Source organism: Serratia sp. JSRIV004 (assembly GCF_019968705.1).
GTDB lineage: Bacteria > Pseudomonadota > Gammaproteobacteria > Enterobacterales > Enterobacteriaceae > Chania > Chania fonticola_B.
Window position 1 is genome coordinate 4,046,664 of sequence record NZ_CP074140.1, and the last position, 17,312, is coordinate 4,063,975.

The window sequence follows — 17,312 nt, forward strand, 5'->3', positions numbered from 1 at the left end:
ATCAGGCGCTCATCATAGCGTTCAGAGCAGACCGCCAAAACCACCAACAATGCAGCACTATGATGCATTGTTGCAGGTGGCCAGAGCGGCAAAATCACACCGAAGCCGTGGCTACCTTTTTAGCGGGTGCACGGCGCAAAATGGCCAACGCTCCGGAAAGGATGATCAGCACCATCCCCGCCGCGGCGATAAACGACAGGGTCTGGGCAAAAATCAGGTAGCCGAGCAGCGTGGAGAAAATGATCGTGCTGTAGGAAAGAATGCCGACGGTGACCGCATTGCCGCCGCCATAGGCGCGGGTCATGGTGATCTGCCCCAGGCTGCCGAATACGCCGATAGCGCAGACATACAGCAGGCTGGTGGCATCCAACGCCGCGAATCCGACAATCGAACTCATCACCACGCCGAACAAGGTACCCACCAGAGAGAAGTAGAACACCACACGCAGTTCAGGCTCCCCGGTACGCACCAGTTTGCCGACGTTGAAATAGGCCAGTGCCGTCAGCAATCCAGACAGCAAGCCAATCAAGGTGGCGGTATATTCCCCGTTCGGTACATCTGGACGCAACAGGATCAGGATGCCCACAAAGCCCAGCAGCACCGAGAACAGCAACCTGCCGGTCAGTTGGCCTCTTGCCGTGACGAAGGTGATCACCGATTGGAAAATCGGATTGGTATAGCCCAGCGTGGTTGCGGTAGCGATAGGCAGATGGATCAGGGCATAGAAGCCGCAATACATGGCCGCATTGCCAATCGCGGCGCGCTTCATGTGCAAGCCAAGATGGCGGGTACGAAAACCGATATTTTTGATTTTTATCAGCGCCGCCACGATGGCCACGTTGATCAATGAACGGTAAAAAATAATATCGAAGAAACCGACCTTGGCCGAAGCCAGTTTGATGCAGGCCCCCATCAGCGCGAAGAACACGCTGGCAGCGACCATCCATAAAGCAACCATGATTTCCCCAGAATGCAGCCCTGCCGGGCTGCAAATAATCTCTTACGCGGCGGTTTTCACCGTCGGAAATGTGTTAGCAGCACCAACCAAGAATACCAGCATTCTTGCGCAAAATGGATTGCCTGCTACAAATAAGCTTGCTCCATAACGTCCCGCAGATGCATTTACTTATCGCTTACCAGATAATAACTCTCTCTGCCGCCGCAGGCGGTCAAAATAGATCGGATGCCACCAAGGACACTGCACAATGAATTGGGATGATGCACGCTTCTTTCTGGCGGTGGCACGCTGCGGTACGTTACGCAAGGCTGCCCATGAACTTCACGTCGATCAAGCTACCGTGGGGCGGCGGATCACCGCTTTCGAACAGGCGTTGGGTTCAAAACTGTTTATCCGCACGCCAAAATCCTTCTCGCTCAGCCCGCTGGGTGAAGCCATGCTGGCAGAAGTGCTGGCAATGGAAAATGCGGTTCAGGCTATCGCTCGTAAAGCCAGCAGCGGCGATCAAAGCCTGACGGGTGAAGTACGCATCGCTACCACCGATACCTTGGCCGAGGCCTTTGTGATACCGGCACTGAAACGGCTGCGCGAGAAATACCCGCATATCACCATCACGCTACTGACGGCGCTCAATATCTCCGACATCTCCTATCGCGGGGCCGATCTGGCTATTCGTGGTGCTCGCCCTGAATCTGATGAGCTGGTCATCAAACGTCTGGCAACTATTGAGATGGGGTTATATGCCACGCAGGGCTACCTGGATCAACACGGAACGCCGAGTAAAGGCGACCATCTGCGCGGCCACGATTTGCTGATGTTCCCGCGCGAGCTAGTACCACGCCACTGGGACAACTTCGGTGGAGAGCTGTTGAACGAGCCAAACGTAGTGCTGCAATGCAACTCACAGCTGTTACTGCGTTCGGCAACGCGCAACGGGTTGGGCATCGGCCTGCTTTCTTGCTTCCTGGCCGATAGCGATCCCGATCTGGTGCGTATCCTCCCAGAGAATCAGGACTGGGTCGATATCTGGCTGGTGTTACATCCGGATCTGCAACACACGGCAAGAATACGCGCGGTGGTGCAAGAGCTGGAAATCTCGTTTAACGGCGGCGTACTCTAGTCCACAAAAAAACAAGGGCCGCCATTTGGCGACCCTTGTTGTCTAGCTCGAGATCAATCAGAACATCGGCTGTGCCATCTGCACCAGCGTAATCAGCGGCTGCGGGTAGATACCCAGCAACAGCACCAACGCGGCAGAGATCAGCACCACCACACCACCGGCGGTCAACGCCCAGTTGTTTGGCGTATCGCGAACCAGCGTTTCCGGCGCGCTGAGGAACAGGCTGACGGTCACACGCAGGTAGTAGTACAAACCGATCGCACTACCCAGCACCACGGCACCGGTCAACCACCACAGGTGAGCACTAACGCCCATCGCAATCACGAAGAACTTACCGATAAAGCCCAGCGTCATCGGGATACCGGCCAGGGAAAGCATCATCACTGTCATAACCGCTGACAGGATTGGCTTGTGCCAGAACAGGCCGCGATAGGAGAACAGCGAGTCCGCGTCCGGGCCACGGTACGGGCTGGACATCAGGCTAACCACACCGAAGGCACCCAGGCTGCTGAACAGGTAACCGGCCAGATACACCCCGGCGGTTTCCAGCGACAGCTGGTGGGTTTGCACCGCAACCAGCGCTACCAGCAGATAACCCAGGTGAGCGATCGAGGAGTAACCCAGCAGTCGCTTGATGTTGGTCTGGCTGATCGCCATCAGGTTACCGAACAGGATCGAGCAGACGGCGATGATCGACAACACCATCCGCAGCGCTTCGTTGTCGGCAGCCGGTGCGTACAGGAACAGACGCATCACGACGGCGAAGATCGCAATCTTGCTGGCGGTAGCCAGGAAGGTTGAGACCGGCGCTGGCGCCCCTTGATACACATCCGGCGTCCACAGCTGGAAAGGTACCAGGGAGAGTTTGAAGCCCAGACCGACGATCATCATGCCCATGCCTGCCAGGATCAGCGGCTGATGCATCATGTTCTCCTGCATGCTCTTGCCCAGGCCTGCCAGTGACAGGTCACCGGATTCGGCATACAGCAGCGCCATGCCGAACAGCAGGAAGCTGGAGGCCGCCGCAGACAGCACCATGTACTTGATGGCCGCTTCCAGCGAACGCTTCTGGCGATAGGCATACCCTATCAGACCAAACAGCGGCAGCGAGATCAGCTCAATACCCAGGAACAGTGAAGCCAGGTGGTTGGCGCTCGCCAGCAGAATGCCACCCATGGTAGCAATCAGCACCAGCAGGTAGAACTCTTCGCGGTTGTCCGGGTAACCCACCAGCCATGGATAGGCAAAGGTACAGGTTGCCAGACTCGCCAGCACCACCAGCCCGGTATAGAACATCGAGTAACCGTCAACCCGCACCAGCGGGGTGACGTCCATTGGGCCTACCTGGCCAACAAAGTAGAGTGAAAGCAGCGCCAGGTTAAGACCGATCACTGTCAGGGTGGCGTTGATAAAGTGGTCGCGTCGCCACGCAATGCACAGCATCACAACCACCACCGTCAATCCGACGATCAACAGCGGTAACAGTGCGATCAGTTGTTGAGGAGTTATTGTCATGGCGAATTACGGCCTTGTTGTTGAAATTGCTGAAACTGACGGACCAAACCAGTGTTGCACGTTGCTCATCGCCGCACTTGAGGTATCGAGGATTGGCTGAGGATAGACACCCAGCAGCACCAGCAGTACCACCAACAGCAGAATGATAAACAGTTCACGTGCGGTCATGCCCGGCAAAGGTTGATCAGATTTCGGGGTGCCGTAGTAGGCACGCTGCATCATGATCAACGAGTAAACCGAAGCAAACACCAGACCGAAGGTAGAAATCACGGTGATCACTGGTACAACCTGGAAGCTGCCGAACAGGATCATGAATTCACCGACGAAGTTACCGGTACCCGGCATCCCCAGAGTTGCCACCGCGAAGAACAGTGACAGCGCAGGAAGGTACTTGATACGTCCCCACAGGCCGCCCATCTGACGCATATCGCGAGTGTGCAGACGTTCGTACAGCTGGCCACAGATGATGAACATACCGGCCGCAGACAGGCCGTGAGCGATCATCTGGATAACCGCACCCTGGTAAGCCAGCTGGCTACCGGTGTAGATGGCGATCAGCACGAAGCCCATATGGGAAACGGAGGTGTAGGCAATCAGACGTTTGATATCGGTCTGTGCGAACGCCATCCAGGCACCGTAGAAGATACCAATCACACCCAGCCACATGGCGATAGGGGCAAACTCGGCGGACGCGTTCGGGAACAGCGGCAGGCTGAAACGCAGCAGGCCGTAGGCCGCCGTCTTCAGCAAGATCCCCGCCAGGTCGACAGAACCCGCCGTTGGTGCCTGGCTATGCGCATCCGGCAACCAGCCGTGCAATGGCACCACCGGCATTTTCACCGCGAACGCGATAAAGAAGCCCAGCATCAACAGGTATTCAACGTTGTGCGACATTGGGGTTTTCAGCAGATCTTCGTAGTTGAAGGTCCACACGCCGGTCGCATTGTAGTGCACGAATACCAAGCCCAGGATCGCAATCAGCATCACCAGACCGCTGGCCTGGGTATAGATGAAGAACTTGGTTGCTGCGGTGATACGGGTTTTACCATCCGATGCTTTATGACCCCACAAGGCGATCAGGAAGTACATCGGCACCAGCATCATTTCCCAGAAGAAGAAGAACAGGAACAGGTCGATGGCCAGGAACACGCCAATCACGCCGCCCAGGATCCACAACAGGTTCAGGTGGAAGAAGCCCTGATACTTCTGGATTTCACGCCAGGAACAGAGGATCGCCAGCACGCCCAGGAAACCGGTCAGCACCACCATCAGCAGTGACAGGCCGTCCAGCGCCAGGTGAATGCTGATGCCAAAGCGTGGGATCCACGGCAACATAAACTCAGACTGCCACTGCGGCATGCCCTGCGGTTTTATCAACGAATAGCCCCCCTGCAACCACAGTTGCAGAGAAAGCGCCAACGTCAGCCCCATTGCGATCAACGCTATCCAGCGCGGCGCCTTAGTACCGAAACGCTCGCACTGCCAGCACAGCAGACCGCCGATAAAGGGGATAAGAATTAGCCAAGGTAATAGCATGGCGTTTTGTGTCCCTTATATGAATAATCTAAAAAACTTGTATCGGGCCCTTGTTCGACAAGGGCCGAACCCAAAATGCGTCTGTTTAAATTATTCAGTTAAACCAAAATCAACAGAGCCAGTACCAGCACTGCACCCACACCCATAGACGCGATATACCAGCGGATCTGACCGTTCTCACTCACCGTCAGGCCACGGTTCCCCCAGCGGGAGAACAGCGCAGGCAGGTTCATCAGTGAGTTCAGCGGATCGCTTTGCAGCAGCTTGGCGATGCCCAGGTATGGCTTGACGAACACTTTGTCATACAGCCAGTCGAAGCCCCAGGCATGGAACCACCAGGTCGAGAAGAAACGACCCGGAGCGCTGTTCGCGATGCTGTTGACCAGGCGACGTTGGCCCAGCCACAGCGCAGCTGCCAGCAGGATCCCGACGATAGCGACCACGCCAGAGGCGATCTCCAATGTCAGAACGCTGCCGTGTGCCAATTCGGTGGTTTCCGGCAGTACACCCTGCAACGGCGGCACAATCATCGCGCCGACGAAGGTGGACAGCACCATCAGCACCAACAGTGGCAGGTGGTGAGTAATACCTTTGCCCGCATGCGCTTTGATTTTCTCTTCGCCGTGGAACACGATGAAGATCATGCGGAAGGTATACAGTGAGGTCATGAATGCACCAATCAGACCGGCAATCATCAGGTTGACGTGGCCGTTCGCCATGGCGCCCGCCAGGATTTCATCCTTACTGAAGAAGCCAGCGGTGACGATAGGCAGAGCAGACAGCGCCGCGCCCCCCACCAGGAAGCACACATACACCAGCGGAATGCTCTTGCGCAGGCCACCCATCTTGAAGATGTTCTGCTCATGATGACAGGCCAGGATGACTGAACCGGAGGACAGGAACAGCAGCGCCTTGAAGAACGCGTGAGTCATCAGGTGGAAGATAGCCGCATCCCATGCCTGCACGCCCAGCGCCAGGAACATGTAGCCAATCTGGCTCATGGTGGAATAGGCAAGTACACGTTTGATGTCGGTCTGCACCAGCGCGGCAAAGCCCGCCAGCAGCAGCGTAACGCCACCAATGATACCGACCAGATTCAGCACTTCCGGCGTCATCAGGAACAGGCCATGCATACGGGCAATCAGGTAGACACCTGCGGTAACCATGGTTGCCGCGTGGATCAATGCAGATACCGGGGTTGGCCCCGCCATCGCATCTGCCAGCCAGGTTTGCAACGGCAACTGAGCCGATTTACCTACTGCGCCACCCAGTAACATCAGGGTTGCCCAGGTCAATGCCGTATCGCCAACCGCCAGTTTCTGCGGTGCCAGCACCATCAGTTCACGGATGTTCAGCGTACCCAGCTCGTGGTACAGGATGAACAGCGCAATGGCCAGGAACACGTCGCCCACGCGGGTAACGATGAAGGCTTTCATTGCCGCCGCGCCGTTGGCCGGATCTTTGTAGTAGAAACCGATCAACAGATAGCTGCACAGGCCCACGCCTTCCCAACCCAGGTACATCAGCAGCAGGTTGTCTGCCAGTACCAATACCACCATGCTGGCAATAAACAGGTTGGTGTAAGCGAAGAAGCGGGAGTAGCCCTCTTCCCCACGCATGTACCAGGAAGCATACATGTGGATCAGGAAGCCAACGCCGGTCACTACCGACAGCATGGTCAGGGACAGGCCGTCCAGCACCAGGGTAACGCCGACGTTAAAGTCGCCAACGCTCATCCAGTTCCACAGGCTTTGCTCATACAGCTGCACGCCAGCGGCCTTTTGGCCCAGGAAATCAATCGCCACATACACCGTGACCAGTGCCGCCAGGCCAATCGACCCTACGCCAACGGTCGCCGCGGTGTTTTCAGACCAGCGACCACGGGAAAATGCCAACAGCAGGAACCCGATCAGCGGTAGCAGAATAGTTAAATATAATAGGTTCATCCGCGCATCTCACTGACAGTGTCAATATCCAGGGTATGCCGACGACGGTAGAGCTGTAGCAGCAACGCCAGGCCGATACTGGCCTCGGCTGCCGCCAGGCTGATGGCCAGGATGTACATCACCTGCCCGTCGGTTTGGCCCCAATAGCTACCCGCCACGATAAACGCCAACGCCGCAGCGTTGATCATCACTTCCAGACTGATCAGCATAAACAGCAGGTTACGGCGTAACATCAAGCCAGTCAGCCCCAGGACGAACAGGATCGCCGCCAGGATCAGCCCATGTTGAAGAGGGATCATGCTTGGTCCTCCGATTTTCTTTTCGCCATTTCGCTGCTTGCCGGGGTATTGCTGAACACTTCACCCGGTTTGTGCTCACGACCAATGTGGAAGGCAACGACCAGGCCCGCCAACAGCAGCATTGAAGCCAGCTCAACCGCCAGCACGTAAGGACCAAACAGGCTGATCCCAACCGCTTTAGCATCCACCATTTCACCGGTGATGCCCTGATCGGACACGCTGCGGATCGCCACAATCAGCACCACCAGCAAGATCAGTGACAGCAGACCAGGGCCAATCCAGACGGCAGGCTTCAGCCAGTCGCGCTCTTGCTGCTGCACCGCGTTGCCGAGGTTGAGCATCATGACCACGAACACGAACAGCACCATAATGGCACCGGCGTAGACGATGATTTCCAGAGCACCCGCAAAATAGGCACCCAGTGAGAAAAAGACTGCCGAGATCGCCAGTAAAGAGACGATCAGATACAGCAGCGCATGCACAGGATTGGTATGCGAAATGACGCGAATGGTCGCGATAATCGCAATGAACCCTGCCAGATAAAAGGCAATTTCCATGCTTGCTGGCTCCTTAAGGCAACAGACCTTTGACGTCGATCGGTTTGGCTTCGTTTTCGGCTTCGCCTTTGGCTTTGCCGTCAATCGCCATACCGGCCATCCGGTAGAAGTTATATTCCGGATATTTACCCGGCCCCGAGATCAACAGATCTTCTTTTTCGTACACCAGATCCTGGCGCTTGAACTCACCCATTTCGAAATCCGGCGTCAGCTGGATCGCGGTAGTTGGGCAAGCTTCTTCGCACAGACCGCAGAAAATGCAGCGTGAGAAGTTGATGCGGAAAAACTCCGGATACCAGCGGCCATCTTTCTGCTCTGCTTTTTGCAGGGAGATACAGCCAACCGGACAGGCAACCGCACACAGGTTACAGGCTACGCAGCGCTCTTCTCCGTCCGGATCGCGCGTCAGCACGATGCGGCCACGGTAGCGGGGCGGCAGGTAAACCGGTTCTTCCGGATACATCTGGGTTTCGCGTTTGGCGAAGGCGTGTAGGCCAATCATCCAAAGGCTGCGCACCTGGGTGCCGAAACCAACCACTAACTCTTTCAATGTCATGGTTTATTCACCCCTTATTGAGCGTTGTACAAAATGACCGCGGCGGTTGCCAGCAGGTTCAGCAGCGTCAACGGCAGGCAAATTTTCCAGCCGAAAGACATCACCTGGTCATAACGCGGACGCGGCAACGAAGCACGGATCAGAATGAACATCACCATGAAGAAGGCCGTTTTCAGTGCGAACCAGATGAATGGCGGCAGGAATGGACCCTGCCAACCGCCGAAGAACAACGTCACAATCAGGGCGGACACGGTCACGATACCGATGTATTCCCCCACGAAGAACAGACCGAATTTCATACCGGAATATTCAATGTGGTAACCGTCGGCCAGTTCCTGCTCGGCTTCCGGCTGGTCAAATGGGTGGCGGTGACATACCGCCACACCGGCAATCGCAAAGGTAATGAAACCAAAGAATTGCGGAATGACGTTCCAGATGTGCGCCTGTGATTCAACAATCGCCTGCATGTTGAACGAGTCGGCTTGCGCCACCACGCCCAGCACGGACAGGCCGAGGAACACTTCGTAGCTCAGGGTTTGTGCCGAAGCACGCATCGCCCCTAACAGCGAGTATTTGTTGTTACTGGACCAGCCGGCGAACAGCACGGCATACACCGCCAGGCCAGCCATCATCAGGAAGAACAGAATACCGATGTTGAGATCGGCCACCGACCAGGTCGGGCTGACCGGCACGATGGCAAAGGCCAACAGCAGCGAGGTAAAGGCAATCACCGGGGCCAGCGTAAAGATCATGCGGTCGGCGAAGGTCGGAACCCAGTCTTCTTTGAAGAACATTTTGATCATGTCGGCGACCAGCTGCAGCGAACCGCCCCAGCCGACACGGTTTGGCCCGTAACGGTTCTGGAACAGCCCCAGCAGACGGCGTTCGCCGAAGCTCATAAACGCCCCGCAGGTGACCACGACCAACAGGATCACCACCGCTTTCAACACGGCGATCAGGATGTCGATCACCTCAGGTGTCAACCAGCTCATAGTGCCGCCTCCCGCAGATTTTCAACCTTCGCACCCACCAGTACCGGCGGGATCCCTGGCAAGCCGAGCGGCAAACCAACCTGGCCTTGGCTCAGGGTTTCACTCAGGCGTACCGGCAAACGCAGCGTTTGACCTGCACAGCTGAACTCGACCCAGGCACCGGCATTGACACCAAGCTGTGCGGCATCGGCAACGTTGATCATCACGTAGGCCTGAGGCATACGCTGCTGGATCACTTCGGAGCGCTGTGACATTTCGTCACTGCCAAACAGGTGGTAATACGGCGCAACACGCCAGCCTTCGGCTTTGAACGCCGTAGGGATAGCGGTGAAGTAACCGAGGTTGCCCTCCCCTGCTTCGATCAGGCGGATACCCGGATCGCCATGGCGCAGTTTGCCACCCACTTCGGCCTGGAACTTGTTCCATGCCTGCGGTGAGTTCCAACCTGGTGCCCAGGCAAATGGGATCTGCTGACGGTCAGCCAGCGGGCTGTTGTTCCCTTCCATCGAGAAGGCGAACATGGTGTCTTTATCTTGCGGCTGACGCGGTTCATGCACGCTGATATCGGCACGCATCGCGGTACGGCCACTGTAGCGGTGCGGTGAACGGGCCAGTTTCTGACCACGGATACGGAAGGTCGCATCTGGGGCAGCTTCGACAATACCTTGCAACTGCGGCAATGCGCTCACGCACGCGGCAATCACGTCATCGAGCTGGGTCCAGTCAACCTGGCGGCTGGTGTAGGTGGAATGCAGCGAGTGCATCCAACGCCAGCTTTCCAACATCACGCTGTAGATATTTTTCTTGGCATCATCGTAATAAGCCGGGTCGTAGACCTGGAAGAAGCGCTGCGCGCGGCCTTCCTGGCTGACCAAGGTCCCATCGCTCTCTGCAAAACTGGCCGCAGACAGGATCAGGTTGGCTTTGTCCATGATGGCGGTGCGCTGGTGATCGGCAACGATCAGGTTACTGATCTTGGCCAATGCGGCATCCACTTTGGCCGCAGGGGCGTGACGATAGAGATCGTTTTCCATCACGATGGCGGTATCAGCGGCACCACTTTCCAACTGCACCAGCGCCTCATCCAGCGAGCCACCACCAATCATCGCCAAGCCCATGCTGTTGGCAGCGGCGGCAACGAAGGTGATGCCGACATTGGCACCGCGACCTTTCAACGCCTTGGCAATGTTGGCCGCAGCTTCAATGATCGCTGTGCTACCCGCATTGCTGCCGGTGATGATCAAGGGTTTCTGCGCACCGGCCAGGGCCTGCACGATCACGTCGATTTTCTTGTTCAGACCTTCGGCCAGATCGGTCACCGCCGGCGCGGACTCATCCAGCGCGTGGGCAATGGCGAAGCCTAAACGGGCTTGCTCATCCACCGGCGCACGGTAGTTCCAGGCGGCGATGTCGTCCAGACGGGTGTTATCAACGTTAGTGACGAACAGCGGGTGTTTGGCGTGCTGCCCGATGGTTTGCACCGCCGCGATCTGCCAATCGGCAACGCGGTGTGCCGCAGCCATCGCGCGGGCTTTCCCTTTCACCGCCTGACGTACCGACAGCGCGATACGAGCGCCGGTCTGGGTCAAATCTTCACCCAGTACCAACACCGCGTCGTAGCTTTCGATTTCACGCAGGTTAGGCGTATAAACGCCGCTGTTTTTCAACACGTTGAGCATCAGGTCCAGGCGCTGTTGTTCAGCCTGATTGATGCCGGTATAGAAGTTCTCGGCGCCGACCAGTTCACGCAACGCAAAGTTGCTTTCCAGGCTGGCACGCGGTGAACCGATACCGATGGTTTTGTTGGCCTGACGCAGAATATCTGCCGCGCCCTGCATCGCCTGTTCGGCGTTCAGGGTGATCCAGTCGTTGCCACGCAGTTGCTGCGGCTGACGAGGGCGATCTTTCTGGTTCACATAGCCATAACCAAAGCGGCCGCGGTCACACAGGAAATAGTGGTTCACGCTGCCGTTGTAACGGTTTTCGATACGGCGCAGTTCGCCATAGCGCTCACCTGGGCTGGTGTTACAGCCGATGCTGCACTGCTGGCAGATGCTCGGGGCAAACTGCATGTCCCACTTACGGTTGTAACGCTCGGAGTGGGTTTTGTCGGTGAATACGCCGGTTGGGCACACTTCTACCAGGTTACCGGAGAACTCGCTTTCCAGCGTGCCGCTTTCCGGACGACCGAAATAGACGTTGTCGTGCGCGCCGTAGACACCAAAATCGGTGCCATCCGCGTAGTCTTTGTAGTAACGCACACAACGGTAACAGGCGATGCAGCGGTTCATCTCGTGCGAGATAAATGGCCCCAGTTCCTGATTGTTGTGGGTGCGCTTACTGAAGCGATATTTACGGAAGCTGTGGCCGGTCATTACTGTCATATCTTGCAGGTGACAGTTACCGCCCTCTTCACATACCGGACAGTCGTGCGGGTGGTTGGTCATCAACCACTCGACCACGCTTTCACGGAACTGTTTGGCTTCTGCGTCATCGATGGAAATAAAGGTTCCATCGGATGCCGGTGTCATACAGGACATCACCAAACGGCCACGCGTATCGTCCGCGTTTTGGTATTGCTTTACCGCACATTGGCGGCAAGCGCCGACGCTTCCAAGCGCCGGATGCCAGCAAAAGTAAGGAATATCGAGGCCGAGGGAGAGACACGCCTGCAACAGGTTGTCGGCTCCATCTACGTCGTATTCTTTGCCGTCTACATGAATCGTAGCCATAGTCAGCATGCTTCCAAGTGGCCTGCCCATAAGGCAGGCGTTAATCAAAAATTCTGGCCGTGTTTCGGGGCGCGCTCACCGCACCCAGGCAAAGCAGGATTACCAGCGTTGCTTCAACAAGTTGTTTGGCTGAATGCCGCCAACCGCCTGGAGATTGCCCAAGTACTGTGGGGAAATCCCGGCTTCAAACTCTTCACGGAAATATTTAATCGCGCTTTGCAGTGGCTCTACGGCACCTGGCGCATGGGCGCAGAAGGTTTTACCTGGGCCAAGGGAGCGGCACAGCTGCTCGAGGGTTTCGATATCCCCCGGCTGGCCTTCGCCTCTTTCCAAAGCACGCAGGATCTTCACGCTCCACGGCAAGCCGTCACGGCACGGTGTACACCAGCCACAGGACTCACGGGCAAAGAACTCTTCCAGGTTACGCACCAGGGGAACCATGCCGATTTCGTGATCCACCGCCATCGCCAGCGCCGTACCTAAACGGCTGCCCGCTTTACCGATGCTTTCGAAGTCCATTGGCAGATCCAGGTGATCGGCGGTCAGGAAGTCGGTACCCGCCCCGCCCGGCTGCCAGGCTTTAAATTTCAGGCCATCACGCATGCCACCGGCGTAATCTTCCAGAATTTCACGCGCGGTAGTGCCAAACGGCAGCTCCCAGACGCCTGGGTTTTTCACCCGGCCAGAGAAGCCCATCAGTTTGGTACCGGCGTCGTTACTCTTACCGGCAGAGATCCCTTTGTACCAGTCCACACCATGCTCGAGGATGGCAGGCACGTTACACAAGGTCTCTACGTTGTTCACGCAGGTCGGTTTGCCCCATACGCCCACGGAAGCGGGGAATGGCGGCTTGGAGCGCGGGTTGGCACGGCGGCCTTCCAGCGAGTTGATCAGCGCCGTTTCTTCACCGCAGATGTAGCGGCCAGCGCCGGTGTGGACGAACAGCTCGAAGTCAAAGCCGCTGCCCATGATATTTTTGCCCAGCAGGCCTGCTTCGGTAGCTTCCGCAATCGCACGGCGCAGGTGCACTGCAGCCTCGACGTATTCGCCACGCAGGAAGATGTAACCCCGATAGGCTTTCAGCGCAAATGCCGAAATCAGCATGCCTTCCACCAACAGGTGTGGCAGTTGCTCCATCAGCAGACGGTCTTTATAGGTGCCCGGCTCCATTTCATCGGCGTTACACAGCAGGTAACGGATGTTCATGGATTCGTCTTTCGGCATCAGGCTCCACTTCAAACCGGTGGAGAAACCTGCACCACCACGGCCTTTCAGCCCGGCATCTTTCACCAGGGTGACGATGTCGTCGGCGGCCATGCCTTTCAGCGCTTTTTCCGCGCCCTGGTAACCGTTCTTGCTGCGATATTCATCCAGCCAGACCGGCTGTTGGTCATCGCGCAGGCGCCAGGTCAGCGGATGCATTTCGGCAGTACGTTTGATATCAATCATCATTTATACCGCTCCAACAGTTCGACCGCGTTTTCTGGCGTCAGGTGAGCATGAGTATCTTCATCGATCATCATGTTCGGGCCTTTGTCGCAGTTGCCCAGACAGCAGGTCGGCAGCAGGGTGAAGCGACCGTCGAAGGTAGTCTGGCCCGGCTTGATGTTGAGTTTCTTTTCCAGCGCGGCCTGAATGCCCTGGTAGCCGTTGATGTGACAAACCACGCTGTCACAGTAACGGATCACATGGCGTCCTACTGGCTGGCGGAAAATCTGGCTGTAGAACGTGGCCACGCCTTCTACGTCGCTGGCTGGGATGCCCAGCACTTCAGCGATGGCATAAATCGCCCCATCCGGAACCCAGCCACGCTGCTTCTGCACGATCTTCAGTGCTTCAATGGAGGCGGCGCGTGGATCCTCGTAATGGTGCTTTTCGTGCTCGATCGCATCACGTTCTTCCGCGCTCAGCACAAATGCATCAGCGCCGCTCTGGGGAGCGGCTGCATTGGTGGCCTCAAGCGCATCGTGACTCACGTGAGTGTCTTTAAGATCATGCATAGTTAGCGGTCCACATCTGACATTACAAAATCGATACTACCCAGATAGACGATCAGGTCAGAGACCAGGCTGCCACGGATCACCGCAGGGATTTGCTGCAGGTGAGCATAGCTTGGCGTACGGATCCTGGTGCGATAGCTCATGGTGCTGCCGTCGCTGGTCAGGTAGTAGCTGTTGATCCCTTTCGTGGCTTCAACCATCTGGAATGATTCGTTGGCTGGCATCACCGGGCCCCAGGAAACCTGCAGGAAGTGGGTGATCAGCGTTTCAATATGTTGCAGCGTACGCTCTTTCGGCGGCGGCGTGGTCAGCGGATGATCGGCCTTGAACGGGCCTTCCGGCATATTGTTCAGGCACTGCTCAAGAATGCGCAGGCTCTGGCGCAGCTCTTCCACTTTCAGCATCACGCGGGTATAGCAGTCGCTGTTACCGTCGCCGACCGGCACTTCAAAATCGAAGTTTTCATAGCCGGAGTATGGACGCCATTTACGCACGTCAAACTCAACGCCGGTAGCGCGCAAGCCAGCACCAGTCACACCCCATTCCAACGCTTCTTTGGCGTTGTAAGAAGCCACGCCGACAGAACGCCCTTTCAGAACGGAGTTGTGCAGTGCCGCTTTCACATAGGAATCGAGGCGCTTCGGCATCCAGTCCAGGAAGTCACGCAGCAGGCGATCCCAGCCACGCGGTAGGTCGTGCGCCACGCCACCTATGCGGAACCAGGCCGGGTGCATACGGAAGCCGGTAATCGCTTCAACGACATCATAAACTTTCTGACGGTCGGTAAAGGCAAAGAACACCGGGGTCATGGCGCCCACGTCCTGGATAAAGGTACTGATGTACAGCAGGTGGCTGTTGATGCGGAACAGCTCAGACAGCATGACGCGGATGGTGTTGACACGATCCGGCACCACGATCCCGGCCAGTTTTTCCACCGCCAGTACGTAAGGCATTTCGTTTACGCAGCCGCCGAGGTATTCGATACGGTCGGTATACGGGATAAAACTGTGCCAAGACTGGCGCTCGCCCATCTTCTCTGCGCCACGGTGGTGGTAACCCACGTCCGGCACACAGTCAACGATGTCTTCACCGTCCAACTGCAGAATGATACGGAATGCACCGTGTGAAGAAGGGTGGTTCGGGCCGAGGTTAAGGAACATGAAGTCCTCATTCTCGGTGCCGCGCTTCATGCCCCACTCTTCCGGCTTGAACTTCAGCGACTCCATCTCCAGATCTTCTTTTTGTTTGGTCAACACAAAAGGATCGAATTCGGTGGCGCGCGCCGGGTAGTCTTTACGCAGTGGATGACCTTCCCAACTCTGCGGCATCATGATGCGCGTCAGGTGCGGGTGACCGTCGAAGGTAATACCGAACATTTCCCAGGTTTCGCGCTCATACCAGTTGGCATTCGGGAAAATCTTGGTTGCTGTGGGCACGTGCAGGTCTTTTTCAGACAGCGCCACTTTCAGCATGATGTCACGGTTACGTTCGACAGAGATCAGATGGTAGAAAACAGAGAAGTCCGCGGCAGGCAAGCCTTCACGGTGGGTACGAAGACGCTCGTCCATGCCATGCAGGTCGAACAGCATGACGTACGGCTTCGGTTGTTTTCTCAAAAACGTCATAACTTCCAGCAACTGCTCAACTTTGACCCATACCACGGGCATTCCGGTACGGGTGGGCTGAACAGTAAAGGCTTCCGGCCCAAAACGGTTGCGCAGTTCGCCGATCACCGGATCATCGAGATGATCGCTGGTTTCCCATATAGGCCGTGCAGGCGGGGCTTCGTGCGTCGTTAAATCTGTCATAATTTTTTTTCACCACATTAAATGGCCATTTTTATTGCAAGCTTAACTATTCGTTGTGACCACAAAAAGGCAACGTAACTAGCTTATACCCGCAATTTTAAATCTCGTCAGGCGACCGAAGGTTGGTTACCGCAATACGCTCGGCGTGCTTACGTTCTTTTTCTGATGGCATATTGGCGCGGTACACGCCCTGATCGCCAACGACCCACGACAGCGGGCGACGTTCTTTACCAATGGATTCCTGCAGCAGCAGCAGTGCCTGCATGTAAGCTTCCGGGCGCGGTGGGCAGCCAGGAATATACACGTCGACCGGCAGGAATTTATCCACGCCCTGGACTACTGAGTAGATATCGTACATGCCGCCTGAGTTGGCGCAGGAGCCCATCGAGATCACCCATTTAGGCTCCAGCATTTGCTCGTACAAACGCTGAATGACCGGGGCCATCTTGGTAAAGCAGGTGCCGGCAACGACCATAAAGTCGGCCTGGCGTGGGGAGGCACGCAATACTTCCGCACCAAAACGCGCCACGTCGTGAACGGCGGTAAACGAGGTCACCATTTCCACATAACAGCACGAAAGGCCGAAGTTATACGGCCAAAGAGAGTTTTTACGCCCCCAGTTCACCATGTCATGCAAAGCATGTTCGAGTTTACCCATGTAAACCGTACGGTGAACCTGCTGCTCAAGGGGATCGCCTACGATCTCCTGTTTTTGCAGGGGATAACGGTCGTTCTCACCGTTCGGGTCTATGCGGGTGAGCGTATAGTCCATCTTAATGCCTCGCTGTTACTGCGGATGACTGTTGCTAGCGTTCTTGATGATAGTTGGCTTACTCAAACGCTTGGAGCGCGTTGGAGTCCAATCCAATGCGCCGATACGCACCAGATAAACCAAACCAGCCAATAACACCAAAATGAAAATGGCGGCTTCGATAAAGCCTACCCAACCGCTCTCACGAATCGAGACCGACCAGGCGTACAGATATAAGGCTTCAACATCGAAAATGACGAAGAACATGGCCACCAGGTAGAACTTGGCGGACAGACGCAAACGCGCCGTACCGACCGAGTCGACCCCGGATTCATAAGGGGTGTTTTTGGCGCGAGCCTGGGCTCTCCCACCCAAGAAGAACGCACCCAGCAGCATGAAGCCGCAGAGCCCGATAGCCATGATAAGAAATACGGCGAACGCCCAGTGATGAGCGATGACTTCAATGGTTGTTGACATACTCTATGCTTACTCATCAAAAGTGGCGTCGATCGTTCTGCTCTTGTAACTGGCAGTTAGTGCAC

The 17,312-nt window shown here is 56.3% G+C and carries 15 protein-coding genes; 1 reads left to right on the forward strand and 14 read right to left on the reverse strand.

Translation table 11 applies throughout. The features are described 5' to 3' along the window. Positions 1-94 precede the first annotated feature (94 nt). Positions 95-958, reverse strand: coding sequence for a DMT family transporter (locus KGP21_RS19380; RefSeq protein ID WP_021805984.1), 864 nt, complete (start codon positions 956-958; stop codon positions 95-97). A 247-nt stretch (positions 959-1,205) separates the two neighbouring features. Here KGP21_RS19380 and KGP21_RS19385 point away from each other — a divergent pair, with 247 nt between their 5' ends. Next, on the forward strand, positions 1,206-2,078 hold the full coding sequence (locus KGP21_RS19385) for a LysR family transcriptional regulator (RefSeq protein ID WP_021805985.1): 873 nt from the start codon (positions 1,206-1,208) through the stop codon (positions 2,076-2,078). A 57-nt stretch (positions 2,079-2,135) separates the two neighbouring features. Here KGP21_RS19385 and nuoN read toward each other — a convergent pair whose 3' ends face one another. From nuoN to KGP21_RS19450, 13 genes are all read right to left on the reverse strand, one after another. Further along, a complete protein-coding gene (nuoN, locus tag KGP21_RS19390) occupies positions 2,136-3,593 on the reverse strand; it encodes an NADH-quinone oxidoreductase subunit NuoN (protein ID WP_021805986.1) in 1,458 nt (485 codons plus the stop codon). A 6-nt stretch (positions 3,594-3,599) separates the two neighbouring features. Continuing rightward, positions 3,600-5,129, reverse strand: coding sequence for an NADH-quinone oxidoreductase subunit M (gene nuoM, locus KGP21_RS19395; protein WP_021805987.1), 1,530 nt, complete (start codon positions 5,127-5,129; stop codon positions 3,600-3,602). 98 nt (positions 5,130-5,227) lie between these two features. Further along, a complete protein-coding gene (gene nuoL, locus KGP21_RS19400) occupies positions 5,228-7,075 on the reverse strand; it encodes an NADH-quinone oxidoreductase subunit L (protein ID WP_021805988.1) in 1,848 nt (615 codons plus the stop codon). Next, a complete protein-coding gene (nuoK, locus tag KGP21_RS19405) occupies positions 7,072-7,374 on the reverse strand; it encodes an NADH-quinone oxidoreductase subunit NuoK (protein ID WP_021178516.1) in 303 nt (100 codons plus the stop codon). The genes nuoL and nuoK overlap by 4 nt, the downstream gene beginning before the upstream one ends. Then, positions 7,371-7,931, reverse strand: coding sequence for an NADH-quinone oxidoreductase subunit J (gene nuoJ, locus KGP21_RS19410; protein ID WP_021805989.1), 561 nt, complete (start codon positions 7,929-7,931; stop codon positions 7,371-7,373). Before nuoJ ends, nuoK begins: the two co-directional genes overlap by 4 nt. Before the next feature lie 13 nt (positions 7,932-7,944). After that, positions 7,945-8,487: an NADH-quinone oxidoreductase subunit NuoI gene (gene nuoI, locus KGP21_RS19415; protein WP_021178518.1), complete on the reverse strand. Its 543-nt coding sequence runs from the start codon at positions 8,485-8,487 to the stop codon at positions 7,945-7,947. 14 nt (positions 8,488-8,501) lie between these two features. Beyond that, a complete protein-coding gene (gene nuoH / locus KGP21_RS19420) occupies positions 8,502-9,479 on the reverse strand; it encodes an NADH-quinone oxidoreductase subunit NuoH (protein ID WP_021805990.1) in 978 nt (325 codons plus the stop codon). Beyond that, entirely contained in the window at positions 9,476-12,211 is a 2,736-nt protein-coding gene (gene nuoG / locus KGP21_RS19425) for an NADH-quinone oxidoreductase subunit NuoG (protein WP_218519118.1), read from the reverse strand. The genes nuoH and nuoG overlap by 4 nt, the downstream gene beginning before the upstream one ends. A gap of 99 nt (positions 12,212-12,310) precedes the next feature. Then, entirely contained in the window at positions 12,311-13,663 is a 1,353-nt protein-coding gene (nuoF, locus tag KGP21_RS19430; RefSeq protein WP_021805992.1) for an NADH-quinone oxidoreductase subunit NuoF, read from the reverse strand. Further along, complete coding sequence (gene nuoE / locus KGP21_RS19435) at positions 13,660-14,211, reverse strand: NADH-quinone oxidoreductase subunit NuoE (RefSeq protein ID WP_021178523.1); 552 nt, start codon at positions 14,209-14,211, stop codon at positions 13,660-13,662. The genes nuoF and nuoE overlap by 4 nt, the downstream gene beginning before the upstream one ends. Before the next feature lie 2 nt (positions 14,212-14,213). Continuing rightward, positions 14,214-16,019 carry an NADH-quinone oxidoreductase subunit C/D gene (gene nuoC / locus KGP21_RS19440; protein ID WP_059201290.1) on the reverse strand — a complete coding sequence of 602 codons (1,806 nt, stop codon included), beginning with the start codon at positions 16,017-16,019 and terminating at the stop codon, positions 14,214-14,216. 97 nt (positions 16,020-16,116) lie between these two features. Next, the gene (locus KGP21_RS19445) at positions 16,117-16,791 is read right to left on the reverse strand and encodes an NADH-quinone oxidoreductase subunit B family protein (protein WP_021178525.1); all 675 of its coding nucleotides are present in this window, start codon (positions 16,789-16,791) and stop codon (positions 16,117-16,119) included. 15 nt (positions 16,792-16,806) lie between these two features. After that, a complete protein-coding gene (locus KGP21_RS19450) occupies positions 16,807-17,247 on the reverse strand; it encodes an NADH-quinone oxidoreductase subunit A (RefSeq protein ID WP_021178526.1) in 441 nt (146 codons plus the stop codon). Positions 17,248-17,312 lie beyond the last annotated feature (65 nt).